The organism is Streptomyces sp. NPDC056580, assembly GCF_042793175.1.
Taxonomy (GTDB): Bacteria; Actinomycetota; Actinomycetes; order Streptomycetales; family Streptomycetaceae; genus Streptomyces.
Map to the genome: position 1 here is coordinate 33,678 of NZ_JBHTVE010000014.1, position 26,664 is coordinate 60,341.

The window sequence follows — 26,664 nt, forward strand, 5'->3', positions numbered from 1 at the left end:
AGCAAGTCCTGTCTGGCAGGCGGTGGCCCACCCGAGTGGGCCACCGCCTGCTTCTTGTCTCACCCCCCGGCCCAGGCGCAGGCCTCCTCAAGTGCCTCGGCGACGGCCGCCCACCGGTGGTCCGTGGGGCCGTTCACCGCCAGCCACTCCCGCGCCCCCCGGCCCACCTCGGCCGCGTGACGCACGGCCGGGTCGGGGTCGCGCAGCAGCGCGAGCAGCACCGCGACCGTGACCGGCCGGGCGGTGTGGCCGGGCAGCCAGGCGAGCGCGCGGGCGACCACCGTGGGCCGCCAGGGGGCGGGGCCGGTGCGGCGGAGCAGCGCGGCCAGGGTGAGCGGCCGGTCCGGACCGGCCAGGAACGTCCCGGCGGCGCGCGCCACTTGTCCCTCGGTGAGGTCGGGCTGGGCCAGCAGGTGCTGGAGCACCTTGCCGGCCTCGTCGTTGAGCGGGGCGCGCCGATCGAGCCAGCCCAGCGTGTGCTCGATCAGGGTCGCGCGCTCGGCGGTGCCGGCGGGCAGCGCGTGCAGCAGGCTGATGAACAGGGTCGTCGCGTTGCCCACCCCGGCCGTCCGCTCCAGCAGGTGCGGCAGGAGCGCGGTGGCGCACTGCGGACCCGGTCCGGGTCTGGTGAGCAGGGTCGACAGCAGGACCTTGCGGCCGCCGGCGTCCGGGTGCCGCCCCAGCCAGTCCACGGCGAGCAGCTCGGCCTCGGCGCGCAGGGCGGGCGGCACGTCCTCTCGGGCCAGCAGGGGCCGCAGTACGCGGTCGGTGTTCCCGCTCGCCGGATGGGCCCGCAGCCAGCGGCCGGCGGCGCGCAGCGCGGCCTCGGCCTGGCCGGTGGAGAGGGCGCGCAGGTGGAGCAGCGGCTCGACGACGAAGCCCGCCTCGTCCCGGCCGGCGTGCGCCTCCAGCCAGCTCAGCGTGCGGTCCACCACCGGCCCGGCCTGCGTTTCGGCGTGGTCGCCGAGGTGCCACAGCAGCGGCCGCAGGACATAGCTGGCGCCCGCCTCGGAGCCGGGCAGGGTCAGCCAGTCCAGGGCGCGCCGGACCACGTCAGCGTTGTCCGGCTCGGCGGTGAGCAGGTCGTCCAGCAGATAGCTGGCGTCGGGGGAGTCGCTGTGCACCTTCAGCCAGCGCACGGCCCGGCGGGACGCCTCCTCCCAGGCCTCGTCCGCCGGGGAGATCCGGCACAGCAGCAGGTGGAGCAGCGTGGAGTCCTCGCCCTGGCCGTGCACCCGCAGCCAGTCCAGGCAGGCGTCGACGACGTCCAGGAACAACGGCCGGGGCAGTGACTCGCGCAGCAGGTCGCGCAGCAGGTACTGCCGGTCTTCGGTCACCGGCTTCTCGTCCAGCAGCTCCCGGATCCGCCCGGCGGCGGACTCGTCCCACCGCACCAGGGCGACGAGGACGAAGTGGCGCGTCTTCACGGGGTTGTCCGCGAGCCACTTGCGGGCGTACCTGACGGCCTGGTGGGCCTCGCTCTCGGTGAGGTCGGTGCGCAGCAGCGGGCGCAGCACGAAGGAGGCGTGCTCGTGGGAGTGGTGACCGTGCAGCCAGGCAAGGGCGAGGCCCACCGCCCGGTCCCGGTGCTTGCCGAGGTCCGGGCGCTTGAGGAGGGCCGGCAGGAGGAAGGAGACACCGGGGTTGCCGTGGTGCCGTACGACCCAGGACAGTGCGGCGTCCATCACCCTGACGCCGAGCGGTCCGAGGTCGTCGCGCTCGAGCAGCGGGCCGAGCACCACGGAGCCGGCCGAGTGCCAGGGGTTGTGCCGGGCCCACCTCCAGGCCTCGGCCACGACCGGCCGGACGGTCTCGGGCGCCAGGTCGCGGCGGCCCATGGCCGCGGCCAGCAACTGGAGGGCACGGCGTTCGCCCCGGTGCTGCCGCGCCCAGTCCAGTGCGGGGCCGACGACCTGTTCCAGCCGTTCAAGGGGCAGTTCCGCGTGCAGCAGCGCCTGCAGGAGCATGCCCGTCTCCGGGGCGTGCGGACGTGATTCCAGACAGGCCAGCGCCCGGCCGAGCAGCCGTTCCTGCAGCGGGCCGGCGGTCCCGTCCACCGCCTGGGCGAGCACGGCGGGCACGGACTCGGGGCGCTGTTCCTCGACCTGGACCAGCCAGGGCTCGACGAGTTCGTCCCAGAGCCGCAGCAGGCCCGCCTGCCAGGGCGTGCGGGCGATCAGATGGAACGCGGTCCGGCCGAGGGCGTCGGCGACGAGCAGCTCGCGGACGTCGTGTGCGCGCCGGGCCAGCCAGCCCGCGCACGCGGCCTCGATCTCGCCGCGCCGCTCCGGCGTCTGGTCTGTGGTCCAGCGGGCGAAGTGCCGGACGGTCTGGGCGAGGAGCGGGCTGCGGGTGCGGGCCGGGTCCTCGCCGAGGAGCGCGTCGAGGAGTTCCTCGGCGGTGCGGCTGCGGACGGTGTCCCCCGGGACCAGCGCGGCGTCGAGGAGACCGTCCGCGACGATGTCGTGGACGAGTTCGAGGCGGTCGCCGCCGCCGACCAGCCACCCCTGGCGGCGCAGCCGGGCGACCACGTCGCAGCCACGGTAGGCGAAGTGGTCGGCGCGGCGGTCGATCGCCCCGTCCACCGCCGCCTCCACGGGCGGGCGGTCGTACGGGCAGGCAAGCAGGGCCACCGTGGAGGCCAGCAGCCAGGTGCGCGGGGCCCTCGACGGCCCGGCTGCCGGGTCCGCGCCGTCCGGACCGTCGACGAAGTCCCTCTCCAGGCGCCGTCGCAGCCAGTCGAACAGTTCGCCGCGCCGCAGATCGGACAGGTCGGGTACGTCCTGCCGGGCCGCCTGCTCCTCCAGCGCCCGCGCGATCAGCAGCGCGAGCACGGGCCGGTCGCTGCACGCGGCCACCAGCCGGCCCTCGCCCCAGCGGTCCCACGCCACCGGGGCGACCTTCTGAAAGATCGCGGCGGCCACCCGGGCGCGGTAGTCCTCACCGTCCTCCAGCGGCATCCGGGTCAGGACCGCCTGCACCTCCCGGCCCTCCAGGGCTCCGGGCCGGGCGGAGGCCAGGCAGGCGATCCGGCCTTCCCGGTCGTGCTCCTGCAGCTCTAGTCCCAGCTCCGAGGGCTTCAGCCGCGCATGGCCGTCCAGGTAGTCCACGACGAGCAGCGCCCGGGACGCACCCGCGAGCCGGGCATGCTCCAGGACCGCCCGCACGACGTCCCCGGCGCTCACGTCGGACCCGGGCACCGCGTGCAGGACCAGCCAGTCCTGGTCCTCGTCCCGGTCGGCGCGCTCCGCCACCTCGAAGCAGGTGCGGGACTTGCCGGCCCCGGCCACGCCCTCCAGCAGGATCCCGCGTTGCGGCCCCGCGGTGCCGCCGGGCTCGAAACGCGCGTCGAGCAGGTCCAGCAGGCGGGCGGGGTCCGCCTTGCTGCCAGGACCAGGGCGGACGAAGTCCACCTCGGTCAGACTCCGCTCCTGCTCCGCCAGGTCGCGCCGGAGCTGCCCGTGGGTGCGCAGGTGGGGTGAGAACCAGGACAGCTCCCGGGGCGCGAGCGCGGCGAGGTCCTCCGTCCAGGCCGTCCACGCCGAGTCGCGCAGCCAGCCGTCGGGGCTGTTGTACCGGGACCTGACCACGCCCACGACGGCGTCGTCCGAGCCGCGCCGCACCGGGGCACCGCTCATGCCGAGCAGCAGGTCCTTGGTGCTGAGCCGGCCCATCCGGACACCGTCGTCCAGCCGCTCGGCCGGGCCGCCCCACCGCCCGCCCGCCGTGAGGTAGCGGTACGCGTGCGCGCCCTCGTGCTCGGCCCGGGCGGCGTACCCGGCGACGACCACCTCCGTCCCGGGCGGAACCTGTCCGGTGGACGCCACCGCGGTCACCGAGGCGGGCAGCGGGCTGGAGGTGCGCAGGACGGCCAGGTCGTTCGGCGGGTCCACGCGGTCGACCACCGCCACGGCGGCCGGGCCGCCCGTCAGCGGCGCGAAGCACACCTCGTCACCGGGGGCGCCGAGGCCCTGCCGGTCGAGGAGGTGCCAGGCGGTGGCGAGGACGCCGGGGGTGAGCTGGAAGCAGGTGCCGACCGGGGTGTCGCCCGAGAGGTGCAGGATGCTCGCCAGGTAGGCGGGCACACCGGGCACGGCCACCATCACGCCGCCCTGTCGCCGGCCTCGCCATCATCGCCGTGCTCACCGTCGTCGCCGTCGTCCCCTTCGTCGGCGTCGGCCGGCTCCGCTGCCTTCCCTCCGTAGGTGAGCTTCACCTTGAGGGTCATCTCCCCGCTCGCCCCGGCCACGATGATGTCGCCCTTGGCGGAGAACTTGATGCCGAACTCCACCTCCATGGTGTCCGGGCGTACTGCGCGGCCCGCCCGCCCGAGGGCGGTCGCCGTGGACGTCGCGATCTCCACGATGGCCGACTGCGCCTGCCCGAAGGCGTCGCGGACGCGCTCCGAGAGGTTCCCCAGTCCCCCGCCCGTGGGCTCGTCCCCCGGCAGCCGCACCGGGGTGGCCTCCACCAGGATCTCGACGTCACCCACCGCCACCGGAATGTAGACCCCGGCCATCTCCGCCCCCCGTTCACCGGCTCCCGCGAACGTCCTCGGATTCCGGTGTACCACAGGAACCTCGTGCCCCAACAGCACGAACGACCCGTTTCCGGGGGCCTGTTGGCCCCGCGCCAGGGCCTCTGCCCGCAACGCGCCCTAGCCCCGCGCCGCGGGCAGCGGCCGGTCCCGCACCACGTGCTTCATCACCAGCGTCGAGGTGAGCCGCTGCACCCCGGGCAGGGTCGCCAGCCGCTCGTCGTACAGCCGCTGGAAGGCGGCGAGGTCGGCGGTGGCCACCCGGAGCAGGTAGTCGGGCTCGCCGAACAGCCGCTGGGCGTCCAGGACATGCTCCAGCTCGCCGACCGCCCGCTCGAACTCGGCGACGGTGTCCCGGTCCTCCTGCCGCATGGAGACGAAGACCAGGGCCTCGAAGTTCAGCCCGAGCGCGCCCGCGTCCACCACCGCCCGGTACCCCTGGATGGCGCCGGAGCGCTCCAGCTCGCGCAGCCGCCGGTGGCAGGGCGAGACGCTGAGGCGCACCCGCGCGGCCAGCTCGGTCACGGTAAGCCGCCCGTCCTGCTGCAGCTCGGCAAGGATTTTCCTGTCCACATCGTCCACGAGCAATATTCTCCCCCGATCTGCCGGACAACGAGCAAACAGCAGGAACACTTTCGGGCCATTCACGCCTAATGTCGCCGGTATGGAACCGGCACTGCTTCTCTCCTTCCTCGCCGTCGACCTGCTGCTGGTGTGCGTGCCGGGCGCCGACTGGGCCTACGTCATAGCGACCGCCCTGCGCGGCGGCCGGGTACCGCGCGCGGTGGCTGGTCTGGTCTGCGGGTACGCGCTGCACACGGTCCTGGCGACGGCGGGTCTCGCGGTCCTGGTGGGCGGCTCGCCCCGGTTGCTGACCGCCCTGACGGTGGCGGGCGCGGGATATCTGCTGTGGCTGGGCTGGGGGGTGCTGCGCCGCCCGGCCGTACCGGATGCGGACGCCGGCCCGCCGGCCGAGGGGCGGCTCTTCCTGCGCGGCGCCACGATCAGCGGGCTCAACCCCAAGGGGCTGCTGCTGTACCTGTCCGTACTCCCCCAGTTCCTGACCCTCACCGGCCACCGGCTGCCCGTACCCGCGCAGACGGCGGCACTCGGTCTGCTCCACATGGCCTGCTGCGCGGCCGTCTACCTCGCGGTCGGCGCACTCGCCCGCGTCCTGCTGGCCGCCCGCCCGGCGGCGGCCCGCGCGGTCACCCGCACCTCGGGCGCGGCGATGCTGGGCGTCGGCGCGCTGCTGCTGGTGGAACGGCTCGCGACGCTCTGACCGACCGTCGGCGGCTCCCCGGTGAGCGCGCCGCGGCGGTCCTGTGACAACCGACCGGTGCCGGGAGCGTCCGGGACGAGTACGGATGCCGCCTGCGGCCATACTCGCCCCATGGCACAAAAGGATCTCCACGACATGCTGCGGTCCCTGCGGGTGTGGGCGCCCGGGGCGACCGAGCTGCGTCCCTTCGACCCGGACACGGCGCCTCCGACGCCGCTGCCCCTGTTCACCGGTTGGTTCACGGAGGCGGTGGAGGCAGGGCAGTCCGAGCCGCACACGATGTCGCTGGCGACGACGGACGAGGAGGGCAGGCCGGACGTACGGATCGTCATGCTGCACGGCGCCGACGCGGACGGCTGGTCCTTCGCGAGCCACGCCACGAGCCGCAAGGGCCGCGCCCTGAGCGCCCGCCCCTACGCGGCCCTGGCCTTCTACTGGCCGGTCCTCGGCCGTCAGGTGCGGGTGCGCGGCACGGTGGCCTCGGCCCCCTCGCACGAGAGCCTGGCGGACCTGCACGCACGCTCGACGGGCGCGCTGGCGGCGGCCCTGACCGGCCGGCAGAGCGCGGATCTGTCCTCGCTGGAGGAGCTGCGGCAGGCCTCGGAGGCGGCCTGGGACCGGGCCCGCGAGAACCCGTCCGAGCCCTCCCCCACCTGGACCCTCTACCGGCTGCGCCCGGAGACGGTGGAGTTCTTCCAGGGCGACCCCGACCGCCGCCACGTACGCCTCGAGTACCGGCGCACGGAGTTCGGCTGGAGCAAGAACCTCCTGTGGCCGTGAGCCGCGCCGCCCGGGGGCGGACCCGACCTCCGGGGCGGACCCGGCCTCCGGGGCGGACCCGGCCTCCGGGGCGGGTTCAGCCCACGAACCGCACGGCCCCGTTCCCGACAGTCGTGATCAATCCGCAACCAATTCCGGTCTTGACCGAGACCCATCAACCGGGTGTGTGATTACGCTCGCGCTCATGGCCGACTTGCGTCCCCCCTCCGCGCGTCTCACCGCGACCCCCGCCGACCGCCCCGTCTACGTCATAGGCGCGGGACCCGGCGGACTGGCCGCCGCGTACGCGCTGCGGGCGCGGGGCGTACGCGCGGTGGTGCTGGAGAAGTCGGACTGGGTGGGCGCCTCCTGGCGACGGCACTACGACCGCCTGCGCCTGCACACCACGCGGCGCCTGTCGGCCCTGCCGGGCCTGGCGATACCCCGCAGGTTCGGGCGCTGGGTGTCCCGGGACGACGTGGTCCGGTACCTGGAGAAGTACGCCGAGCACCATGAGCTGGAGATCGTCACCGGCGTCGAGGTGTTCCGCATCGAGCCCGCCGGCGACGGCGGCGGCTGGGTGCTGCACGCCTCCGGCGGGCGGGAGCTGACCGGCAGCGCGGTGGTCGTCGCCACCGGCCACAACCACACCCCGCGGGTACCCGACTGGCCCGGCCTCGACGGCTTCGGCGGGGAGTTCCTGCACGCCGGTCAGTACCGGAACCCGGGCCCGTACGCGGGCCGGGACGTGCTGGTGGTGGGCATCGGCAACACCGGCGCCGAGATCGCCGTCGACCTGGTGGAGGGGGGCGCGGCGCGGGTGCGCCTGGCCGTGCGCACCGCCCCGCACATCGTGCGCCGCTCGACCGCCGGATGGGCCGCCCAGTACACGGGCGTCCTGGTGCGGCGGCTGCCGGTGCGGCTCGTGGACCGGCTCGCCCGCGCTCTGGGCGGGGCCGTCACCCCGGACCTGTCCGCGCACGGGCTGCCGCGCCCCGGCAGCGGGCTGTACAGCAGGGTGCGCGAGGGCGCCATCCCCGTGCAGGACGTCGGGATCGTCGCCGCCGTGCGCGGCGGGAAGGTGGAGATCGTCGCCGCCGTGGAGGCGTTCGAGGACGGGAAGGTGGTCCTCGCCGACGGCGCCCGTCTCACGCCGGAGGTGGTGATCGCGGCCACCGGGTACGAACGGGCGCTGGACGGGCTGGTCGGGCACCTGGGCGTGCTGGACGGACGCGGCAGGCCCGTGGCGCACGGCTCCCGCACCCCGGACGGCGCCCCCGGCCTGTACTTCACCGGGTTCACCAATCCGATCAGCGGGATGTTCCGCGAGCTGGCCATCGACGCCGAGCGGATAGCCAGGGCCGTGGCCAGACGGCTCGCGGCGGGCGCCCGGGGCTGAGCCGTCCGCCGCCGCCCGGCTCAGGCCGGCCGCACCGGGGCCGGTGCCGCCGCCGGGCGGCGGCGGATGACCAGGGCCATCAGGGCCGCCATCGCGCACAGGGTGCCGGAGGCGTACCAGACCATGTCGTAGGAGCCGAAGGCGTCACGGGCGACGCCGCCGAGGAAGGCGACCAGGGCCGCGCCGACCTGGTGGGAGGCGAGCACCCAGCCGAAGACGATGGCGCTGTCCTCGCCGTACTGCTCCCGGCACAGGGCCAGGGTGGGCGGGACGGTGGCCACCCAGTCGAGGCCGTAGAAGACGATGAAGAAGACCATCGGGGGGTGCACCGACGGGCCCAGCAGCATCGGCAGGAACAGCAGCGAGACTCCGCGCAGGGCGTAGTAGACGGCGAGCAGCCGGCGGGGTTCGAAGCGGTCGGTGAACCAGCCGGAGGCGATCGTGCCGACGACGTCGAACACGCCGATGACCGCCAGCAGCGAGGCCGCGGCCGTGACGGGCATGCCGTGGTCGTGCGCCGCGGGCACGAAGTGCGTCTGGATCAGGCCGTTGGTGGAGGCGCCGCAGATCGCGAAGGTGCCGGCCAGCAGCCAGAACGGACCCGTGCGGGCGGCGGAGGCGAGGACGCCGAGCGTGCGGCGGGCGGCGCCGGTGACCGGCGGCGGCTTCGGCACGAACTCCCCGGCGCCGTACGGCTTCAGGCCCACGTCGGCCGGGTGGTCGCGCAGCAGGATCCAGACGAACGGGACCACGGCGAGGGCGGCCAGGGCCACGGTGACGGCCGCCGGGTGCCAGCCGTGGTGCTCCACCGTCCAGGACAGGACGGGCAGGAAGATGAGCTGGCCGGAGGCGGAGGCGGCGGTGAGGATGCCGCTGACCAGCCCGCGCCGCTCGGTGAACCAGCGGTTGGTGACGGTGGCGGCGAAGGCCAGCGCCATCGAGCCGCTGCCGAGGCCGACCAGCAGGCCCCAGCACAGCATCAGCTGCCAGGGCGCCGTCATCCAGACGGTCAGGCCGGAGCCGACCGCGATCACGGTGAGCGCGACGGCCACCACCCGGCGGATGCCGAAGCGGTCCATCAGCGCGGCGGCGAAGGGCGCGGTGAGCCCGTAGAGCGCCAGGTTGACCGAGACGGCCGCGCCGATGGTCCCGCGCGACCAGCCGAACTCCTGGTGCAGCGGGTCGATGAGGAGCCCGGGCAGGGAACGGAAGGCGGCCGCGCCGATGATCGTGACGAAGGTGACGGCGGCGACGTACCAGGCGCGGTGCACCCGGCGGCGCCGGGCGGGCGGGGCCTGGAGGGGGGCGGCGGCTTCGGTTGTCTGAGTCACATCATGAAGGTTCCTCGACCCGGTCCCACGCGACGAGTGGCCCGTTGGACAGCGTTCGCTAGGATCGGGCCATGACCGCCGGCGAGGAATTCCGTCCGCACCGCATCGTCGTCCTGGCCCTGGACGGCCTGCTCCCGTTCGAGCTGGGCATCCCGCACCGGATCTTCGGCCGCCCCAGGGACGCGGCGGGCCGGCCCCTGTACGAGGTGGTGACCTGCTCGGTCAGGCCGCCCGGGCCGGTCGAGACGGACGCCGACTTCGCGGTGCACGTCGCGCACGGCCCCGAGGCGCTGGAGACGGCCGACACGGTGATCGTCCCCGCCTCCTACGAACTCGGCCCGCTCTACGAGGAGGGCAGGCTGACCGACGAACTGGCCGCCGCGCTCGCCCGCGTCCGCCCCGGCACCCGGCTCGCCTCCATCTGCACCGGCGTGTACGTCCTCGCCGCAGCCGGAATCCTCGACGGGCGGCCGGCGACCACGCACTGGGCCGAGGCCGAGCGGCTCCAGCGGCTGTTCCCGAAGATCGACGTCGACGCGGACGTGCTGTTCGTCGACGACGGCGACGTGCTGACCTCGGCCGGCGTGGCCGCCGGGATCGACCTGTGCCTGCACATGGTGCGCCGCGACCACGGCACGGCGGTCGCCAATGACGTCGCCCGCCGCACGGTCGTACCGCCGCACCGCGACGGCGGCCAGGCCCAGTACATCGAGCGGCCCGTGCCCGACCTGCAGCTCGCCACGACCACCGCGGCCCGCGCCTGGGCGCTCGGCCGGCTGCACGAGCCGATCCAGCTCCGCGACATGGCCGCGCAGGAGTCCATGTCGGTGCGCACCTTCACCCGCCGGTTCCGTGAGGAGGTCGGCGTCAGCCCCGGCCAGTGGCTCACCGGGCAGCGCGTGGAACGCGCCCGGCACCTGCTGGAGTCCACCGAGCTGTCGGTCGACCAGGTGGCCCGGGACGCCGGCTTCGGCACGGCCCAGTCGATGCGCCAGCATCTGCAGCAGGCGCTCGGAGTGACACCGACCGCGTACCGGCGGACCTTCCGCACCGGGTCGGTGCGGTGAGCCGTCCACAGCCTGTGGAGAAGCCGGGCGGCGCGCGTTCTCCCGCCGTGCGGTGAGCCGGGCCGGCGGCCCGGTCCCGGCCTGGCGGCGCGCCCCCGCCTCCACCTCGCGCCGCCGTCCGGTGCGACTCGCACTCGGCGAGGACCCCGCCGTCCGACGGGCCCTCGCCGTCCCCTCACGGCGATTCGCTGCCCACCAGCGTGTGCACCCGGTGACGTGCCGTCAACACGGGCAGGATGATTCACCGTTCACGCCCGGTTCGCGGTGGCCGCGCACGGATGCACCCGGGGCGCACCGGTGCGCCGGACGCCTACACCGCCTCGAAGGCGAAGTCCTCGTACGCGGGCAGACCGCCCCCGTACGCCGGCGAGGCACCCTCCCGGGACTGCGAGCAGCGGTCCAGCTCGCACCAGATGCTCTTGCCGGAGCCCTCGGCGTGCCAGCCCCAGCGGTCGGCCAGGCAGTCGACGAGCGCCAGGCCCCGGCCGCCGGTGGCGTCACCGCCGACGCAGCGCGGCACGGGGGCGCGGGAGCTGGTGTCGGCCACCTCGAGCCGCACGGTGGCCGAGGCGGCCGGATCCGTGGCGGCCGGGTCCGTGGCGGCCGGGTCCGTGGCACCTGCCGCGCCGGGAGCCCCGGACGCCGGGTCCGGCGCCGGCTCCGGCGCACTCCCCGGCAGGTAGAGCCGCAGCACGGCCGGCCGGCCGGTGTGCACCACGGCGTTGGTCACCAGCTCGGAGACCAGCAGGACCAGCGTCTCGGCCAACGGCTCGTCGGCCCCTATTCCGAGCCCGGTGAGCCGCGAGCGGGCCCACCGTCTGGCCCGGCCCACCTCCGCGGGGTCGGGCCGGATCTCCAGCTGCACTTGAAGCACCTGCACCGCTCACACCATCCGAACCGGCGGACACATGGCCCCGCCACGCACGAACGCCGCGCCACAAACCGCGACGCGCACCGCGACGAGGGCCACGATCGTAGCCATTTTCTGCATGGCCAGGACAACGGCCAGAGCAAGGGTCACGGAACGTGATTCCCTTACGCGACAGCATGGTTGACGTACAGTCACCCCAACAAGGGCTTCGGGCATATTCCAGCGCGAAGGAGTACGCGTACGGCATACTGTGCGACGCGCTTGCCGGGGAGTCGAACAAGCGGGGAAACGGGCCGGAAATCGAGCCCGTACCGCCCCGCGAGCAGGGGCGCACGCCGCGCGGTCCGGGGCTGACCCGGGTGCGCGACCGGCTGGGCTCGTGCTCGCGGCCACTCGCATCCCACACAAGGTACCCGAGTCGGCGCGCGACTCCGGGACGTGACGAGTCACGTCGAGGACACAAGCCGGTATCAACGCTCTGTGACACCGGTTCGCCACGATCCGCGACATCTTGGGCCAGGGGTCGTCCGAACCGGGTGCGCAGCCGGGCGCGTTGCACGGCAACGGCTACTCGGCAACGGTGAAGTACCGCGCGAAGGCCGGGACGATCTCCGACTCGCCGATCCCGCCGTCGCCGTCGGTGTCCAGGGCGGTGGCGGTCGCCAGGGCGACGTCCTGCGGAACGCCCAGCACGCGCAGGACGCGCACGGTGTCGGCGACGGAGGCGCGGCCGTCCGCGTCCGAGTCCGCGACGGCGAGGGCCGCGTGCAGGAAGGGGCGGGCGATCTCGGCGAAGCGGTCGGGGTTGTCGCGCAGTCGCTTGACCGCGCCGGTGACGAACTCCTCGCGGGTGATGCGCTGGTCGCCGTCCCGGTCGGCGATGCCCGCCATGCCCTGCCAGAACGCCTCCGCTCCGGCGTAGAGCGCCTGTCCGCGGTCGGACCGGGCGGGCACGGAGAACTCGGCGAGCAGGGCCTTGGCCGCCGCGCTGAAGTCCTCGCGGTCGATGTAGCCGTTGCCGTCCTGGTCGAAGCCGGCGAACCGGGCGGCGATCCTGCGCTCGTACTCGGTGCTGACCATGTCTGTTGGGCCGCCTTACGTCGACGTGGGGTTGATCCGGCTGGGAGCGTACGTCGCGGGCGGCGGGCAGGTGACGGGAAAACGGCGGTTGTGCCAAGACCGGGGGAATTTCGCGACAACGCCGTGGCGGCGGCCGCGCGATGTGCTCGGACTCAGGCGGACAGCGGGTCGGCCTCGTCGGTGACGGCGGACTCGACGTCGGGGCGGACGTCGAAGAGGCGGCGGACGCCGAGCGCGCCGAGGACCCGGTTGACGTGCGAGCCGTCCTCCGCGCCCCGGTCCGGCAGGATCAACCGCAGCCGGCCCTGGCAGGAACGGATCAGCCGGCGGGCGGCGATGAGCACGCCGACGCCGCTGGAGTCGCAGAAGAAGACCTCCGAGAGGTCGAGGACCAGGTCGTGGTGGCCCTCGGCGACCACGTCGTGCACCCGCTGGCGCAGCACCGGCGAGGTGATGAGGTCCAGTTCGCCGCCGACCCGGAGCACGGTCCACCCCTCCTGCTCGACGCCGGTCACTTCGAATGTCACGGCCACGCCCCTCCGCTCGCCGGTTCGCGGAACCGCCCGGAAACGGAAGCAGTTCCTACGTTTCTTTCCGCGCGGCTGCCCAGCGGCCGTTCCCTGAAACTTCGGGTGGCAAACGGCGCACGATCGACAAGGAGCTTGTTTCAGTCACTACCGGTCCCGTTCGATCGGATACGGACGCCACCCGAGTGAAGGATGTGTGAAGAGGGCACTATCACCTGCGACGCCTCGGGGGGCGCACATTGACACAAAGGGGCGTGCGTTGTCGGACGTGCGGACTACATTCGAGATGACGGTGCAGACACGCTGGACCTGCCGGACGAGCGCGAGGGGAGGGGCGACATGGCGCAGAAGGACGTACCGCCCCGCTGGGACCGCAAGATGCAGCAGCGGCTCGCACGCGGCGAGGCCGCGGCCCTCGGCGAGCTGTACGACCGTTTCGCCTCCCTGGTGCACAGCCTCGCCCACCGGGTCCTCGGCGACGAGCGGGCCGCCGACGGCGTCACCCGGGAGGTGTTCACGCACGTCTGGGAGCACCCCGACACCTACGACCCCAAGCAGGGCCCGCTGCGCACCTGGGTGGCCCAGGTGACCCACCGGCTGGCCGTGCAGCGGCTGCGCGCCGACGAGTCCGCCGCGCTCCCCCCGGGCGCAAGCGGCTCGGCGGCGGAGCTGGAGAGCGTGGAGAGCAAGGTGCGCCGGGCCTCCGTGGCCGCCCGCGCCGACTACATCGTCCACTCGATGCCCGCCCCGCTGCGCGCCGCGCTCGAACTGGCCTACTTCCAGCGGCGCGACTACCGGCAGGCCGCCGCCGACCTCGGCGTCACCGAGGACGAGGCCCGGCGCCGGCTCCGCCTCGGTCTCCAGTTGCTGTCCACCGCGCACGACGCCGGCGCCCCGCCGGGATACGGAGGTGCGGTGTGACCGGCCCCGAGGGCTTCGCCGCGCACGACGGGCCCGACGACGACCGCGAACTTCGTATCCCGCCGCCCCGCGCCTCCGTCGAGGACAGCGGGCTGCCCCTGCCCCACGCCGCCGATCCCGGGGAACCCGCGCCCGTGCCGCTCGAGTTGTCGCACGATGTCCTGAAGTCGCTCCTCGGCGCCTGGGCCCTGGCGGCCTGTTCGGCGGCGGAGACGGCGGCCGTGGAGGAACACCTCGGCGGCTGCGGCGGCTGCGCGGACGAAGCGCGCCGGCTGCGCGAGGCGGTCGGACTGCTGCACCAGCCGGAGAGCCTCGACCTGGACCCGGCCCTGCGCACCCGCGTCCTGGAGAGCTGCCTGACCCGCCGGCCGCCGCGCATCCCGGTGCCCGAGTGGGCGGCGCCCTACGACGCCGAGACCGCGCGGCTGGACGCGCTGCTGCAGGACTTCGGGGACGCCGAGTGGCACGCGCCGGTGCGGCTGCGGTGGTTCGAGGCCGGCGCGGCGACGAGCCGCCGCACCACCGTGGCCGGGGTGATCGCCCATCTGCTGTCGGTGGACGGGCTGGTCGCCGTGGCGCTCGGTCTCGACGATCCGCTCACCGAGGCCGTCGGCGACGCGGGGCGGGCCGCGGTGGGACCGGCCGCGCGCACCGAAGCGTTCTGGCGCGCGTCGCACTTCCCGCCGACCCGGTCCGTGCGGGCGCCCTGGCGGGAGCAGAGCCACCTGCTGGTGCGGACGGTGTCCTTCACGGGAGGCAGCGCCGGCGGGCTCGACGTGCCGTACGGCGACTTCGGGCTGCCGCTGCGCGACGCGATGCTGGACCGGGCCTTCGAGTGCTGGGTGCACGCGGAGGACATCGCGGAAGCGGTGGACTACCCCTACGAGCCGCCCGCGCCCCGGCACCTGCACCGGATGATCGACCTGGCGGCCCGGATGCTGCCGGCCGCGCTGGCCGAGCGGCGGCGGGCCGGACTGGCCGCGACGGCCCGGCCCCCGCGCCTGGCGCCGGCCGGGAAGCCGGGGCGCAGCCTGCGGCTGGAGATCGAGGGGGCGGCCGGCGGGGAGTGGCTGATCCCGCTCGACTCGCCGGGCGCGGTGGGCTCGGCGGAGTTCGAGGTGGGCCATGTCGCCCTGGACGGCGTGGAGTTCTGCCGCCTGGCCGCGGGCCACGTGCCGCCGGAGGAGGCCGCGGCGGGTCAGGTGGGCGACCGCGAGGCGATCCGGGACGTGCTGTTCGCCGCGGCTGGGCTGAGCCGGATGTGAGCGCGCGGTGGGCCACCGGCCCACCGCGCCGCTCGGCGTGTGGTCCTCGTTCGGATCCGGTCGGCCCGGGCGGGAGGCGCTGCGGCCTCCTTCGCGACAGGCCCTAGGCGAAGACGACCGTCCGGCGGCCGTTGAGCAGGATCCTGCGTTCCGCGTGCCACTTCACCGCGCGGGCCAGCGCCTGGCACTCCACGTCGCGGCCCACGGCGACCAGGCCCTCCGGCGTGACGTCGTGGCCCACCCGCTCGACCTCCTGCTCGATGATCGGGCCCTCATCGAGGTCGGCGGTGACGTAGTGGGCCGTGGCACCGATGACCTTGACGCCCCGCGCGTGCGCCTGGTGGTACGGCTTCGCGCCCTTGAAGCTCGGCAGGAACGAGTGGTGGATGTTGATGATCCGCCCGCTGAGCCGCTTGCACAGGTCGTCCGAGAGGACCTGCATGTAGCGGGCGAGGACGACCAGTTCCACGCGCTCCTCGCGCACGATCTCCAGCAGCCGCGCCTCGGCCTCGGCCTTGTTCTCCCTCGTCACCGGGATGTGGTGGAAGGGGATGTTGTACGAGCCCACCAGCTCTTCGAAGTCGGTGTGGTTGGAGACCACGGCCGCGATCTCCACGGGCAGCGCCCCGGTCCGCGCCCGGAACAGCAGGTCGTTCAGGCAGTGCCCGAACCTGCTGACCATCAGCACGACGCGCATCTTCTCGTCGGCCCGGTGGATCTGCCAGTCCATGTGGAAGGAGTCACCGATCGCCGCGAAGCTCGCCCGCAGCTTCTCCACCGTCACCGGCGCCTCGGCCGAGAAGTGGACGCGCATGAAGAACAGGCCCGTGTCGTGGTCGCCGAACTGCTGGCTGTCCTCGATGTTGCAGCCGGTCATGAACAGGTAGCTCGACACGGCGTGCACGATGCCCTTCTTGTCAGGGCAGGAGAGGGTGAGGACGTACTGGTCGGCCGGGGCGGCGGCGCGGGCGGGCTGCTCGTTCATGCACCACAGGTTCCCACACCGGCCACGAGCCGTGAGCGGTCGTCCCGCAGGGCGGACGGGTGGCGGAACGGGGTGTGCGGCGGCCCCCGGCGCCGGGCGGCGGTCCGCGGCGGACCCGCTGCCGCGCGCGCGGTGCCTCGCCTACGCGGTCCTCGTCATGATCCGCAGGACCTCGAGGGTGCGCGGAGCCGTGTCCGGGTCGTCGCCGTCGCTGGCCGCGAGACGCAGGTGCGCGTCCCGCGCCGCCCGCACCGCCTCCGGCCACGCGTGGTGGTCGAGGTAGGCGGAGACCGGCGCGTCGGGGCCCACCTGGTGCATGATCCGCAGCACCCGCAGCACGGCCGTGTCGACCAGCGCCGCCTCCTGGGAGTCCCGGAATATCGTGCCGACGTACTTCTCCGCCGACCAGTTGTCCAGCCAGGTGTCCTCCACCAGCCGGTACACGGCGTCGGTGACGTCCCCGTACCCGTCCACACCGGCCAGCCAGACGTCACGCTGGAAGACCGGGTCGGAGAGCATGTGCAGCGCGGAACGCACGTTGCTGCGCCAGCGCCACCACGGCATGTCGTTCAGTGGCATGCCGCCCATGGTGGAGGAGCGACGGCCGCGACGGGAAGAGTTCTCCGAACCTTGCACGGTCATCGATCGTACGTTCCCCACCGCGCCGGCCACACCGGCCCCCTGAATTCACCTCCGTGTCACCTTTCATTGACCGAGGGTCACTCCTGGGTTAGTGGTGTGAGGGAATCGTGCGTGTCCATGACCGGCAGGCGACGCTTCCGCAGCACCTTCCTCCCCTCCTCCACCCGGCCCGTCAGAGCGGCCCTGCTCGCCGCGGGCGCACTGGCCGCGGTCGCGTCGCTCACCGCCGGATGCGGGGTCATCCCCGGTGCCACGGGGGGCTCCGGGGACGACCCGATCAAGGTGATGACGTGGGCGCCGCAGAACACGGACGCCACCAACAAGCCGGGCATGCCCGCGATGGCCCGCGCCTACGGCAAGTGGATCAACAGCCACGGCGGCATCAACGGCCGCAGGCTGGAGGTCCTGACCTGCAACGACCACAACGACAGCGTGGGCGCGGCGAGATGCGCCCGCCGCGCGGCCGCCGAGGACGTCATCGCCGTCGTGGGCTCCTACAGCCAGTACGTCGACTCCTACCGCGCACCGCTGGAGAGCGCGGGCATCCCTTACATCGGCGGCTACGGCATCAGCAACGACGAGTTCACCGGCCAGATGTCGTACCCGGTCAACGGGGGCCAGCCCGCCCTGCTGGCCGGACTGGGTCGGGCGCTGGCCGCGGCCTGCGGCCAGGTCGCCCTGGTGCGCCCGGACAGCATCGCGGGCGACCAGTTCCCCACCCTGCTCGACTCGGGCCTGAAGGCGGGCGGGCACGCGGCGACCGGCGACCAGCTCGCCGCCGAGAACGCCACCGAGTACGACACCCAGGCCGAGCAGGCGCTGCGCTCCGCGGCCAGGGACGGGACGAAGAAGGGCTGTGTGGTGCCCGCGCTCGGGGACCGCACGAGCACCTTCATGGACTCCTTCCGGCGCTCCCGCGACGCCTTCCCCGCGGTGCGCACGGCGACCGTGACGGGCAGCGTCGACCAGAGCGTGATCAACGCGACGGGCGGTGCGTCGAGCCCCTACGAGGGGGCGTACATCACCGGCTGGTACCCGGTGACGTCCGACCCGCGGTGGGACCCGATGAAGAAGGTGATCAGCGAGGAGGCCTTCGGCGACAACCGCATCGACCCCGCGGACGCCGGGGTGCAGACCACCTGGATCGCCTACACCGTGCTCAGGGCCGTGCTGGCGAAGATCGGCGACGGCGAGGTGAGCGCCGACAGCGTGCGGCACACCCTCGACAAGGGCCTGAAGGTGTACACCGGCGGCCTCACCCCGACCCTGCACTGGCCCTACGAGGGCAAGCTCGCCGGCCTCGGCCTGCCCCGGCTGGTCAACGCCGACGTGACCCTCCAGGTGGTCGAGGACGGCAAGCTGGTCGAGGCGAGGAAGTCCCCGGGCTCGGGATTCAACGGAATCACCGACATGACGAGCACGCTCCAGGAAGCGGACCTCACCTGACCCGGCCGGCGGCCCGGCGCCGAGCCCGCCTCACAGCTGGGTCGGCTGGCGCTGGGCCAGGCCGTACTTCGTGGCGATGGTGTTCCACAGCGCCGCCGCCCTGACCTTCTGGGCGCTCGCGGTGCCGCTCTCCCGGTCGCCCGCCTGGGTCTCGCCGGTGCCCCGGGCACGGCCCTTGTGGCAGCCCTTCTTGCCGCCGCCCACCTGGCCGGCCCAGGCCGCGTAGTGGTTGTCGGCGGCGGCCGAGGCCTGCCAGGCCTTGGTGAGGGCGGCGGTCAGCTCGGCGTTGGCCGGCAGCTTGTCGACCGACAGCTGGCCCAGCCTGGTGACCAGGCCGTTGCGCTGCTTGGCCGCGTTGCGCAGGTCGGTGGCGGCCTGGCCGAGGTTGTCGCACCGCCTGACGTTCGCCACCGCCTGGATCACCGAGGCCCGGCTGCTGCCGCTGTCGGCGAGCAGCTTGTCCAGGGCGATCGCCTGCTGCTCGGCCGGGTCGGCGGACTCGGCCGCCGAGGGCGAGTCCTGGGTGACCGGGGAGGAGGCGGCGACGGTCTTGCCGTCGGTGCCCTTGCCCCCTCCCCCGCCGCTGAGCAGCGCGCCGGCGCCCACGCCGAGCACCACGATGCCGACCCCGACGGCCGCGATCAGGGGCACCCGCGAGCGGCCGCCGCGCCCGCGGCCGCCGCCGTCCAGGGGCGGCTCGTACGGCGGCTGCGCCGGGCCGGGGTAGGCGTTCGGGGGCTGGACGCGCGGCATCTGCTGCGTGCTCCCGGCCGGGGCCGGGTCACCGGGGCCGCCGCGGAAGAGGCTGTCGAACTCGGCGGGCGGCTGCCGCTCGCCGCCGTGCGCCTGGGCGCCGTAGGGCGGGATGTACTGCGTGGCCTCCGCGTCGGAGTGCCCGGCCGGCATGGCCCCCGGGTTCACCGGCGGCATGTACTGGGTGGCGCCCTCGTCGGCCGGAGGGGCCGGGACCGGGGGTATGTACTGGGTCGCGCCCTCGTCGGCCGGAGAGGCCGGGACCGGCGGTATGTACCGGGTCGCGCCCTCGTCGGCCGGAGGGGCCGGGACCGGCGGTATGTACTGGGTCGCGCCCTCGTCGGCCGGGGGCAGCGGGGCGCCCTGCGCCGGGTACGCGTCCGGCACGGCGGGCGGCAGGGGCGCCGAGGGCTGCCCCGGGTACTGCTGGTAGGCGTCGGGCGTGCCGTAGCCGGGTTGCGGGGCGGCTCCGTACGGGGCCTGCGGGCTCCCGCCGTAGGCGGACCCGCCCGCGCCGTCGTACTGGCCGTAGCCCGGGGCCTGGCCGTAGCCCGGGGTCTGCCCGTAGCCCGGGGCCTGGCCGTAGCCCGGGGCCTGGCCGTACGCCTGGTCGCCGTACGACGGGGCCGGTGCGCCCTCGGGGGGCAGCGGGCCGGGACCGGCGGCGGGCTGCTGCTGTTCCGGGGTGCCCCACTGCTGGGCGGCCGCCGGCGGCCACTCCTGGTCCTGCTGCTGCTGCGGGCCGGGGCCCCAGGAGCCGCCCCATGCCTGGCCGCCCGTGGGCGCGCCGGGGGCCGGGGCGGGCGCGCCGGTCATGCCCGGCAGCAGCGGCTCGCCTCCGTCGGAGGGCAGCACGATGCCTTCGCGCGCGGGTCGCGCCGAGGGCTCCTCGCCCTGTCCACTCTGCGTCACCAGGACTCCTACGATTGGGGGACCTTCGGAACCGTCGGCTCACGCTACCGGGTCCCCGGAGCCGGGTGCCACGCAGCTCAGGGCGCGATCTTCTGCCCTGTGACAGCGGTAACAAAACCGCCCCGCGGCACGCTGTATACGGCACCCGCCGTGCGTGCGGGCGCCGTCGGCCGTGCGTTCACGTGACCGCGGGGCTGCCGTTCAGGCAGCGGGCTGGAGGTCGAGGCGGGCTCCGAACTCCCTGACCACCGCCTCGTCCCGGAACGGTTCCAGGCGCTGCTGCAGGTCCTCCAGGTATTCGGCGCCCCGGTTGGAGCGGAGCGTCTCCAGCAGTTCCACCGCCTTCAGGCCGGTGCCGCAGGCCTGCTCGATCTCACGCTGCTGCACCTGGGCCGTGGCGAGCAGCACATAGCCGATGGCGCGGCGCCGGGCCCGGGTCTCGGGGTGGCCGGCCAGCGACTGCTCGGCGTACCGGGCCGCCGCCTCGGCCTGGCCGAGGTCGCGGTGGCAGTGCGCCAGCTCGTCGGCCAGGTAGGCCTCGTCGAAGTGCGCGATCCACGCCGGGTCGTCCCCGGAGGCCGCGTCCGCGCGTTCCATCGAACCGACCGCCCGTCCGGCCGCCGCCTGTGCCGCGCGCACGTCACCGAGCAGGGCGTGCCCGCGAGCCTCGGCCGCGTGGAACATCGCCTCCGCCCGCGGGGTGACCCTGCCGCGCGCCCCCTCCTGCGCCGCGCGCGCGAGCTGGGAGATCTCGCGCGGGTTGCCGAGCTGGGCGGCCAGGTGGCTCATGGAGGCGGCGAGGACGTATCCGCCGTAGCCGCGGTCCCCGGCCGCCTGGGCGAGCCGCAGCGACTGGATGTAGTAGCGCTGGGCCAGGCCCGGCTGCCCGGTGTCGACCGCCATGTAGCCGGCCAGCTCGGTGAGCCGGGCCACGGTCGCGAAGAGCTCCCGGCCGACCGCCTCCCGGTACGACCCGGCGAGCAGCCCGGAGACCACGCTGTTGAGGTAGTGCACGACCACCGGGCGCACGTGCCCGCTGCCGTACTGGTGGTCGAGGTCCGTCAGCGCCCGGGTCATGGACCGTACGGCCGCCACGTCGGACAGGCCCACGCGCGGGCCCGCGTGCCGGGACACCTGGGGGTCCGGCGCCGAGATCAGCCAGTCGCGGCTGGGCTCGACCAGGGCGGAGGCGGCGACGGAGGAGCCGGACAGGAAGTCCCGCCGGCCCACGTCGCTGCGCCACAGCTCGCAGACCTGCTCGATGGCCCCCAGTACCGTCGGCGAGAACTGGAGACCGACCCCCGAGGCGAGGTTCTTGCCGTTGGCCATGCCGATCTCGTCGATCGTGACCGTACGGCCGAGCTTGCGCCCGAGCGCCTCGGCGATGATCGCCGGGGCCCGGCCCCGCGGCTGCTGGCCGCGCAGCCAGCGGGCCACGGACGTCTTGTCGTAGCGCAGGTCGAGACCGTGCTCGGCGCCGCACATGTTGACCCGCCGGGCCAGCCCGGCGTTGGAACACCCCGCTTCCTGGATGAGTGCCTGCAGCCGTTCGTTCGGCTGCCTCGCCACGAGAGGCCTTGCGGCCATGCGCTACCCCCTGCGAACCCCTGGAGCGTGAAGATCCGGCCGGAGGGCTCCGGCCGAGAAGATCACTGCCCAGCTGACATACCGTCAATGCGTGACATGTGCGGTTTGCCGGGGTAAAGGCAGTTGCCACCCCCACCCCTGGCTACCCACCTCCCGCCCCGGTTCCTCCCACGCGCCCCCATCTGTGCACCCATGCGCCCCAAGTGCGAAAACGATGCTCCTCCCCGGCGCGCGCTCCAGCCGTAACCCGAGGTGAGCGCGGGAGTTGAGTGGAACGTGGAAGAGACGATCGCGGGCACCACGGCCGCCCAGATTCCGCAGCAGCGCGGGCAGTCGCTGCTGGAAACCGCCGTACGCTACGCCGAGGAGCGGCACTGGGACGTGTTCCCGGGCACCTGGCTGGAATCCGCCGACGGCGCCCAGCGCTGCTCGTGCGGCGACGCCTCCTGCCTCGCGCCGGGTGCGCACCCCGCGCGCCCCGACTGGGCGGCCCAGGCGACCGGCAGCGTGAGCGCGGCCCGGCGGATGTGGCAGAAGCAGCCGGCGGCGTCGATCCTGCTGCCCACGGGGCTCACCTTCGACGCGGTGTCCGTCCCCGAGAGCGCGGGGTTCCTGGCGCTGGCCCGGATGCAGCGGATGGGGCTGACCCTCGGGCCGGTGACGCTGACCCCGGACCGGCGGATGCAGTTCTTCGTGCTGCCGGGGGCCGCCGCGAAGATCCCCGGGGTGGTGCGGAAGCTGGGCTGGTCACCTGCCTCGCTGGACCTGGTGGCGCTGGGCGAGGGGAACTACGTCGCCGCTCCCCCCACCCGGTTCGGCTCCCGGGGCGCCGTGCAGTGGGCCTGCCGGCCGACCCCCGCGAACCGCTGGCTGCCGGACGCCGAGGAACTGGTCCCGCCGCTGGCCTACGCGTGCGGCCGGGACCGCCGGGACCGCTGACGTCACGCGCGGCGGACACGGTCCCGCATACCTGGGGAGGCCGAAGTCACCGTAGCCTTCGTGCATGACCGAAGCTGCGGTGTGTGTGCGGGGGCTCTGGAAGCGGTTCGGGCAGCAGGTCGCCGTCGGGGGCGTCGATCTCGATCTGCCGGCCGGGAAGTTCGTCGGGCTGGTCGGCCCGAACGGCGCCGGGAAGACCACCACCTTGTCCATGGTGACCGGCCTGCTGCGGCCCGATCAGGGGTCCGTCGAGGTCGTCGGGCACGACGTGTGGCGCGACCCGGTGGCGGTCAAGGCCCGGATCGGCGTACTGCCCGAGGGACTGCGGCTGTTCGAGCGGCTGTCGGGGCGCGAGCTGCTCGGCTACTCCGGGCGGCTGCGGGGGCTGCCCGGCGCCGAGGTCGACAAGCGGGCCGCGCAGTTGCTGGACGTGCTCGATCTCGCCGGGTCGCAGCACAAGCTCGTGGTCGACTACTCCACCGGCATGCGCAAGAAGATCGGTCTCGCGGCCGCCCTCCTGCACAACCCCGAAGTCGTCTTCCTCGACGAGCCGTTCGAGGGCGTCGACCCGGTGTCCGCGCAGACGATCCGGGGCGTGCTCGAGCGGTACACCGCCTCCGGCGCCACCGTCGTCTTCTCCTCCCACGTCATGGAACTGGTCGAGTCGCTGTGCGACTGGGTGGCCGTCATGGCGGCGGGCCGCATCCGGGCCACCGGGACGCTGGCCGAGGTGCGCGGCGGACACCCCACGCTGCAGGCGGCCTTCCTGGAGCTGGTGGGGGCGCGCGACCGGGACTCCGCGTCCCGGCTGGACTGGCTGGGCGGCGGGGCCGCCCGATGACGGGCACCACCGCCGTCCTCGTACGGCTGAAGCTGTCGCTGCTGCGCAACGGGCTGCGGCAGTCTGCGGGCCGCCGGGCCGCGTTCGCCGCCTCGGCCGTCGTCGCGCTGCTGTTCGCCCTGCTGCAACTGCTGGGCCTGCTCGCGCTGCGCGGCCACGCGCACGCCGAGGCCGTCGCCGTGCCCGGGACCGCCGTACTGGCCCTGGGCTGGGCCGTCATGCCGCTGTTCTTCCCCGGCGGCGACGAGACCCTGGACCCCACCCGGCTGGTGATGCTGCCGCTGCGGCCCGGGCCCCTGGTGCGGGCCCTGCTGGCCGCCTCGCTGGTCGGGATCGGGCCGCTGTTCACGCTGCTGCTCCTGACCGGCTGCGCGCTTTCGGTGGCGCACGGGACCGCGGGGTACGTCACCGCGGTGCTCGCCGTCGTCCTCGCGCTGCTGGTCTGCGTGGCACTCGCCCGGGCCGTCGCCGCCGCCAACGTACGGCTGCTGACCAGCAGGAAGGGGCGCGATCTCGCGGTGCTCAGCGGTCTGGTGATCGCCGTCGGGGCACAGCTCGTCAACTTCGGCGCACAGCGCCTGGGTTCGGCCGGCCTCGGGTCGTTGCGGCCGGTCGCGGACGTGCTGTCCTGGGTGCCGCCCGCCTCCGCTGTGGGCGCGGTGCACGCGGCGAGCGAGGGTTCGTACGGCGGGGCCGGCGGCCGGCTGCTGCTGTCGCTGGCCGCGCTGGCGCTGCTGCTGGCCGTGTGGGCGCGGAGCCTGAACCGGCTGATGACCGCACCGGACGGATCCACCCTGCAGGCCCCGGACGCGAGCACTGGCGACCGCGCCGGCTCGGGCGGGCTCGGGCGGCTGCTGCCGGGCGGGCGCACGGGCACCGTCATGGAGCGCGCCCTGCGCTACGTCTGGCGCGACCCGAAGACCAAGGCGGCGTGGGTGACCTCGCTGGCCATCGGGCTGATCGTGCCGGTCTTCAACGCCGTCCAGGGCACCGGTTCGATCTACTTCGCGTGCTTCGCCGCCGGAATGCTCGGCATCCAGATGTACAACCAGTTCGGCCAGGACACCTCCGCCTTCTGGATGGTGGCCATGACGATCTCCACACCCCGCGACGCCTACGCCGAGCTGCGCGGACGGGCCCTGGCCCTGCTGGTGATCACCCTGCCGTACGCCGCGCTCGTCACCGTGCTGACCACCGCGCTGCTGGGCGCCTGGGACCGGCTGCCGGAGGTGCTCGGCCTGTCCCTGGCCCTGCTCGGGGCCATGCTGGCGACCGGCGCCTGGACCTCGGCCGGCTTCCCGTACTCCATCCCGCAGGAGGGCCACAAGAACGTGGCGCCCGGGCAGGCCGGACTCGCCTGGATCTCCGTCTTCGGCGGCATGGTCGCGTCCGCCCTGCTCTGCTCCCCCGTCATCGCGGCGACGATCTGGCTGAACGTCAGCGCGGGCGGGGACGCGTGGACCTGGGTGCTGCTGCCGCTGGGGGCGGCGTACGGGGCGGGTGTCGCCCTCGGGGGCCTGCGGCTGGCCGCACCGCGCACGGCGGCCCGTCTGCCGGAGATCCTGACGGCGGTGAGCAAGGGCTGAGGCGAGGCGGTCAGACCGCCGCGAGGCGCTCCAGGAAGGGTTCGACGGCAGCCCGCCAGGCCGCCGGCTGGTCGTAGTGGACGAGGTGGCCGGCGTCGGCGACCTCCGCGTACTCGCCGAGCGGCAGCACCCGCACCATCTCCTGCGCCTCGGCCCGCCCCAGCTCCCCGTCCAGCCCCCGCACCACGAGCGTCGGGCAGCGCACCTGGGCCAGTTCCTCCCAGTGGGCGTCGTACACCCAGCTCTCCCGGGTGCGGAGCATCTGGTCCGACTCGAAGACGGGGCGCCAGCCGTCGGCGGACTCGTGCATCACCTCGGCGTAGAACTCGCCGCGCGAGGGGTTGGGCCGCTCCACCCAGGGGTCGTCCTCGCCGAACCACTTGCGGACGTCGGCCAGGGTGGCGAAGGGGACGGGCCAGGAGCGGAACCACTCGGCCCACTCCCGCTGCGAGGCCGCGCCGAGCGCGGAGGCCCGCATGTCGCAGACGACCAGGCCGCGCACCAGGTCCGGGCGCCTGGCGGCGAGCTGCCAGGCGGTCAGGGCGCCCATCGCGTGGCCGATGAGGACGGCGGGGCCCAGACCGAGCTGTTCCAGGGCGGCCTCGGCGTCGTCGACGTAGGCCTCCCGGCCGTAGGCGGCCTGCGGGTGCTTGTCGCTGCGCCCGTGACCGCGCTGGTCCAGGGCGACCGCGCGGTGGCGCTCGGCGAGCCAGCGGGCGGTGGGCGCCCAGTGGGAGGCGCGGCCCATCAGGCCGTGCAGTAACAGCACCCCCGGAGCGCGGGGATCCGCCTCCGGTTTCGGAGGATCGGCATACTCCCAGGCGGTCAGGCGCACCCCGCCCGTTCCCATCACGTCGATACGCCGTGCCATCGGCCTGGTACCCCCCAGCTCCGCCTGCCTCGTACCGGTGTACTGCCGTTCTCGCCGTCCGTCGGTCCTGCCGCCGCAGGCTATCGAATGCTCTTTCGAAAATAGTGCCTCTGCGAGCAACACCCCTCATTCGAGTGACGCCCTCCGAGGAATGATCGCCGCCGCCGAGGGGATCTTTCTGGCGGGAGGCGGACCACTCGGGGAAAAGCGGTCCGAGGGGATTGACCCTGAGAGCTCGGGGCTCCGGGTCAACAAGGGGAGGACGGGCCCCGGCGCCGACAGGCGCCGGGGCCCTCCCACGTCAGCGCTTGGCGACGAACACGTGCGAGGCGACGTCCGCCTCCAGCTCGGCCGCCTCACCACCGCTGCCGACGAGCACACCGCCCGCCGACTCCGTCACGCTCACCACCGAACCGGGCTGCACGCCCGCCCGGCGCAGCGTGTACATGAGCTGCGCGTCCGTCTGGATCGGCTCGCCGATGCGCCGGACCACGACCGTCTTGCCGTCCGTGCCCGCGTCCAGGTCGGCCAGCGACACCATGCCCTCGTCCAGGAACGGGTCGGCCCCGTCCTTCTCGCCCAGCTCCTCCAGACCCGGGATCGGGTTGCCGTACGGCGACTCGGTGGGGTGCCGCAGCAGCTCCAGCACCCGGCGCTCCACCGCCTCGCTCATCACGTGCTCCCAGCGGCACGCCTCCGCGTGCACCTGCTCCCACTCCAGGCCGATCACGTCGACGAGGAGACACTCCGCGAGCCGGTGCTTGCGCATCACGCGCGTGGCCAGCCGGCGCCCCTCCTCGGTGAGCTCCAGGTGGCGGTCGCTGGCCACGGACACCAGACCGTCGCGTTCCATGCGGGCCACGGTCTGGCTCACCGTCGGCCCGCTCTGGTCCAGCCGCTCCGCGATGCGGGCGCGCATGGGGACTACGCCTTCCTCTTCGAGCTCGAGGATGGTTCGGAGATACATCTCCGTGGTGTCGATCAGTCCGGACATACGTGCCCCTCGATTACCTCTGCCGGAACCTCGCCCGGCGCGTGCGCTGGCCCTGACCTCAATTCTGCC

At 74.1% G+C, this 26,664-nt stretch carries 23 protein-coding genes; 10 read left to right on the top strand and 13 right to left on the bottom strand.

Features of this window, described 5'->3' with window-relative positions:
* Positions 1–59: 59 nt before the first annotated feature.
* The 3 genes from ACFQ9Z_RS28605 to ACFQ9Z_RS28615 all read right to left on the bottom strand — a co-directional run bounded on the left by ACFQ9Z_RS28605 (position 60) and on the right by ACFQ9Z_RS28615 (position 5,119).
* The gene (locus tag ACFQ9Z_RS28605; protein ID WP_383024983.1) at positions 60–4,094 is read right to left on the bottom strand and encodes a trypsin-like peptidase domain-containing protein; all 4,035 of its coding nucleotides are present in this window, start codon (positions 4,092–4,094) and stop codon (positions 60–62) included.
* A gap of 8 nt (positions 4,095–4,102) precedes the next feature.
* Positions 4,103–4,519 (bottom strand): CU044_2847 family protein, encoded by a 417-nt coding sequence (locus tag ACFQ9Z_RS28610; protein WP_383024986.1) that lies wholly within the window; start codon positions 4,517–4,519, stop codon positions 4,103–4,105.
* Between the two features lie 138 nt (positions 4,520–4,657).
* Positions 4,658–5,119: an Lrp/AsnC family transcriptional regulator gene (locus ACFQ9Z_RS28615; protein ID WP_383024989.1), complete on the bottom strand. Its 462-nt coding sequence runs from the start codon at positions 5,117–5,119 to the stop codon at positions 4,658–4,660.
* Positions 5,120–5,201: 82 nt separating this feature from the next.
* Between ACFQ9Z_RS28615 and ACFQ9Z_RS28620 the strand changes: the two genes are divergently transcribed.
* The 3 genes from ACFQ9Z_RS28620 (at position 5,202) to ACFQ9Z_RS28630 (ending at position 7,977) form a co-directional block, all read left to right on the top strand.
* Positions 5,202–5,819: a LysE family translocator gene (locus ACFQ9Z_RS28620; RefSeq protein ID WP_383024992.1), complete on the top strand. Its 618-nt coding sequence runs from the start codon at positions 5,202–5,204 to the stop codon at positions 5,817–5,819.
* A gap of 111 nt (positions 5,820–5,930) precedes the next feature.
* Positions 5,931–6,599, top strand: a complete 669-nt coding sequence (locus ACFQ9Z_RS28625; protein WP_383024995.1) for a pyridoxal 5'-phosphate synthase — start codon at positions 5,931–5,933, stop codon at positions 6,597–6,599.
* Positions 6,600–6,783: 184 nt separating this feature from the next.
* Positions 6,784–7,977 carry a flavin-containing monooxygenase gene (locus ACFQ9Z_RS28630; RefSeq protein ID WP_383024998.1) on the top strand — a complete coding sequence of 398 codons (1,194 nt, stop codon included), beginning with the start codon at positions 6,784–6,786 and terminating at the stop codon, positions 7,975–7,977.
* A gap of 20 nt (positions 7,978–7,997) precedes the next feature.
* Here ACFQ9Z_RS28630 and ACFQ9Z_RS28635 read toward each other — a convergent pair whose 3' ends face one another.
* Positions 7,998–9,308 carry an MFS transporter gene (locus ACFQ9Z_RS28635; RefSeq protein WP_383025001.1) on the bottom strand — a complete coding sequence of 437 codons (1,311 nt, stop codon included), beginning with the start codon at positions 9,306–9,308 and terminating at the stop codon, positions 7,998–8,000.
* Between the two features lie 71 nt (positions 9,309–9,379).
* Here ACFQ9Z_RS28635 and ACFQ9Z_RS28640 point away from each other — a divergent pair, with 71 nt between their 5' ends.
* A complete protein-coding gene (locus tag ACFQ9Z_RS28640; RefSeq protein WP_383025005.1) occupies positions 9,380–10,375 on the top strand; it encodes a GlxA family transcriptional regulator in 996 nt (331 codons plus the stop codon).
* A 310-nt stretch (positions 10,376–10,685) separates the two neighbouring features.
* Here ACFQ9Z_RS28640 and ACFQ9Z_RS28645 read toward each other — a convergent pair whose 3' ends face one another.
* From ACFQ9Z_RS28645 to ACFQ9Z_RS28655, 3 genes are all read right to left on the bottom strand, one after another.
* Positions 10,686–11,240 carry an ATP-binding protein gene (locus tag ACFQ9Z_RS28645; RefSeq protein WP_383025009.1) on the bottom strand — a complete coding sequence of 185 codons (555 nt, stop codon included), beginning with the start codon at positions 11,238–11,240 and terminating at the stop codon, positions 10,686–10,688.
* 573 nt (positions 11,241–11,813) lie between these two features.
* The gene (locus ACFQ9Z_RS28650; RefSeq protein ID WP_383025012.1) at positions 11,814–12,326 is read right to left on the bottom strand and encodes an EF-hand domain-containing protein; all 513 of its coding nucleotides are present in this window, start codon (positions 12,324–12,326) and stop codon (positions 11,814–11,816) included.
* A gap of 152 nt (positions 12,327–12,478) precedes the next feature.
* Positions 12,479–12,859: an STAS domain-containing protein gene (locus ACFQ9Z_RS28655; protein ID WP_281295267.1), complete on the bottom strand. Its 381-nt coding sequence runs from the start codon at positions 12,857–12,859 to the stop codon at positions 12,479–12,481.
* A 333-nt stretch (positions 12,860–13,192) separates the two neighbouring features.
* Here ACFQ9Z_RS28655 and ACFQ9Z_RS28660 point away from each other — a divergent pair, with 333 nt between their 5' ends.
* Positions 13,193–13,774 (top strand): RNA polymerase sigma factor, encoded by a 582-nt coding sequence (locus ACFQ9Z_RS28660; protein WP_383025018.1) that lies wholly within the window; start codon positions 13,193–13,195, stop codon positions 13,772–13,774.
* Positions 13,771–15,039, top strand: a complete 1,269-nt coding sequence (locus ACFQ9Z_RS28665) for a zf-HC2 domain-containing protein (protein WP_383025022.1) — start codon at positions 13,771–13,773, stop codon at positions 15,037–15,039. Before ACFQ9Z_RS28660 ends, ACFQ9Z_RS28665 begins: the two co-directional genes overlap by 4 nt.
* A gap of 103 nt (positions 15,040–15,142) precedes the next feature.
* Here ACFQ9Z_RS28665 and purU read toward each other — a convergent pair whose 3' ends face one another.
* On the bottom strand, positions 15,143–16,024 hold the full coding sequence (purU, locus tag ACFQ9Z_RS28670; protein ID WP_383025025.1) for a formyltetrahydrofolate deformylase: 882 nt from the start codon (positions 16,022–16,024) through the stop codon (positions 15,143–15,145).
* 141 nt (positions 16,025–16,165) lie between these two features.
* Positions 16,166–16,666: a hypothetical protein gene (locus ACFQ9Z_RS28675; RefSeq protein WP_143631044.1), complete on the bottom strand. Its 501-nt coding sequence runs from the start codon at positions 16,664–16,666 to the stop codon at positions 16,166–16,168.
* A gap of 117 nt (positions 16,667–16,783) precedes the next feature.
* On the opposite strand from ACFQ9Z_RS28675, the gene ACFQ9Z_RS28680 reads away from it, so the two are divergent.
* Positions 16,784–18,112, top strand: a complete 1,329-nt coding sequence (locus ACFQ9Z_RS28680) for an ABC transporter substrate-binding protein (RefSeq protein WP_383025029.1) — start codon at positions 16,784–16,786, stop codon at positions 18,110–18,112.
* Positions 18,113–18,142: 30 nt separating this feature from the next.
* Here ACFQ9Z_RS28680 and ACFQ9Z_RS28685 read toward each other — a convergent pair whose 3' ends face one another.
* Positions 18,143–19,777: a hypothetical protein gene (locus tag ACFQ9Z_RS28685; RefSeq protein ID WP_383025032.1), complete on the bottom strand. Its 1,635-nt coding sequence runs from the start codon at positions 19,775–19,777 to the stop codon at positions 18,143–18,145.
* 201 nt (positions 19,778–19,978) lie between these two features.
* Positions 19,979–21,364, bottom strand: coding sequence for a transcriptional regulator (locus tag ACFQ9Z_RS28690; RefSeq protein ID WP_383025034.1), 1,386 nt, complete (start codon positions 21,362–21,364; stop codon positions 19,979–19,981).
* 276 nt (positions 21,365–21,640) lie between these two features.
* On the opposite strand from ACFQ9Z_RS28690, the gene ACFQ9Z_RS28695 reads away from it, so the two are divergent.
* The 3 genes from ACFQ9Z_RS28695 to ACFQ9Z_RS28705 all read left to right on the top strand — a co-directional run bounded on the left by ACFQ9Z_RS28695 (position 21,641) and on the right by ACFQ9Z_RS28705 (position 24,730).
* Positions 21,641–22,303: a bifunctional DNA primase/polymerase gene (locus tag ACFQ9Z_RS28695; RefSeq protein ID WP_383025037.1), complete on the top strand. Its 663-nt coding sequence runs from the start codon at positions 21,641–21,643 to the stop codon at positions 22,301–22,303.
* 64 nt (positions 22,304–22,367) lie between these two features.
* Entirely contained in the window at positions 22,368–23,144 is a 777-nt protein-coding gene (locus ACFQ9Z_RS28700) for an ABC transporter ATP-binding protein (RefSeq protein ID WP_383025040.1), read from the top strand.
* Positions 23,141–24,730: a transporter gene (locus tag ACFQ9Z_RS28705; RefSeq protein WP_383025043.1), complete on the top strand. Its 1,590-nt coding sequence runs from the start codon at positions 23,141–23,143 to the stop codon at positions 24,728–24,730. Before ACFQ9Z_RS28700 ends, ACFQ9Z_RS28705 begins: the two co-directional genes overlap by 4 nt.
* A 10-nt stretch (positions 24,731–24,740) precedes the next feature.
* Here ACFQ9Z_RS28705 and ACFQ9Z_RS28710 read toward each other — a convergent pair whose 3' ends face one another.
* Both ACFQ9Z_RS28710 and ACFQ9Z_RS28715 read right to left on the bottom strand, forming a co-directional pair.
* Positions 24,741–25,601 carry an alpha/beta fold hydrolase gene (locus ACFQ9Z_RS28710; RefSeq protein ID WP_383025047.1) on the bottom strand — a complete coding sequence of 287 codons (861 nt, stop codon included), beginning with the start codon at positions 25,599–25,601 and terminating at the stop codon, positions 24,741–24,743.
* A 301-nt stretch (positions 25,602–25,902) separates the two neighbouring features.
* Positions 25,903–26,595, bottom strand: coding sequence for a metal-dependent transcriptional regulator (locus ACFQ9Z_RS28715; protein WP_383025050.1), 693 nt, complete (start codon positions 26,593–26,595; stop codon positions 25,903–25,905).
* Positions 26,596–26,664 lie beyond the last annotated feature (69 nt).

Excerpts from the sequence above, each read along its gene's own strand:
- ACFQ9Z_RS28610 (WP_383024986.1), bottom strand. The coding sequence starts at position 4,519 with ATGGCCGGGGTCTACATTCCGGTGGCGGTGGGTGACGTCGAGATCCTG.
- ACFQ9Z_RS28620 (WP_383024992.1), top strand. The coding sequence starts at position 5,202 with ATGGAACCGGCACTGCTTCTCTCCTTCCTCGCCGTCGACCTGCTGCTG.
- ACFQ9Z_RS28625 (WP_383024995.1), top strand. The coding sequence starts at position 5,931 with ATGGCACAAAAGGATCTCCACGACATGCTGCGGTCCCTGCGGGTGTGG.
- ACFQ9Z_RS28630 (WP_383024998.1), top strand. The coding sequence starts at position 6,784 with ATGGCCGACTTGCGTCCCCCCTCCGCGCGTCTCACCGCGACCCCCGCC.
- ACFQ9Z_RS28640 (WP_383025005.1), top strand. The coding sequence starts at position 9,380 with ATGACCGCCGGCGAGGAATTCCGTCCGCACCGCATCGTCGTCCTGGCC.
- ACFQ9Z_RS28650 (WP_383025012.1), bottom strand. The coding sequence starts at position 12,326 with ATGGTCAGCACCGAGTACGAGCGCAGGATCGCCGCCCGGTTCGCCGGC.
- ACFQ9Z_RS28660 (WP_383025018.1), top strand. The coding sequence starts at position 13,193 with ATGGCGCAGAAGGACGTACCGCCCCGCTGGGACCGCAAGATGCAGCAG.
- purU (WP_383025025.1), bottom strand. The coding sequence starts at position 16,024 with ATGAACGAGCAGCCCGCCCGCGCCGCCGCCCCGGCCGACCAGTACGTC.
- ACFQ9Z_RS28675 (WP_143631044.1), bottom strand. The coding sequence starts at position 16,666 with ATGACCGTGCAAGGTTCGGAGAACTCTTCCCGTCGCGGCCGTCGCTCC.
- ACFQ9Z_RS28680 (WP_383025029.1), top strand. The coding sequence starts at position 16,784 with ATGACCGGCAGGCGACGCTTCCGCAGCACCTTCCTCCCCTCCTCCACC.
- ACFQ9Z_RS28690 (WP_383025034.1), bottom strand. The coding sequence starts at position 21,364 with ATGGCCGCAAGGCCTCTCGTGGCGAGGCAGCCGAACGAACGGCTGCAG.
- ACFQ9Z_RS28700 (WP_383025040.1), top strand. The coding sequence starts at position 22,368 with ATGACCGAAGCTGCGGTGTGTGTGCGGGGGCTCTGGAAGCGGTTCGGG.
- ACFQ9Z_RS28705 (WP_383025043.1), top strand. The coding sequence starts at position 23,141 with ATGACGGGCACCACCGCCGTCCTCGTACGGCTGAAGCTGTCGCTGCTG.
- ACFQ9Z_RS28710 (WP_383025047.1), bottom strand. The coding sequence starts at position 25,601 with ATGGCACGGCGTATCGACGTGATGGGAACGGGCGGGGTGCGCCTGACC.
- ACFQ9Z_RS28715 (WP_383025050.1), bottom strand. The coding sequence starts at position 26,595 with ATGTCCGGACTGATCGACACCACGGAGATGTATCTCCGAACCATCCTC.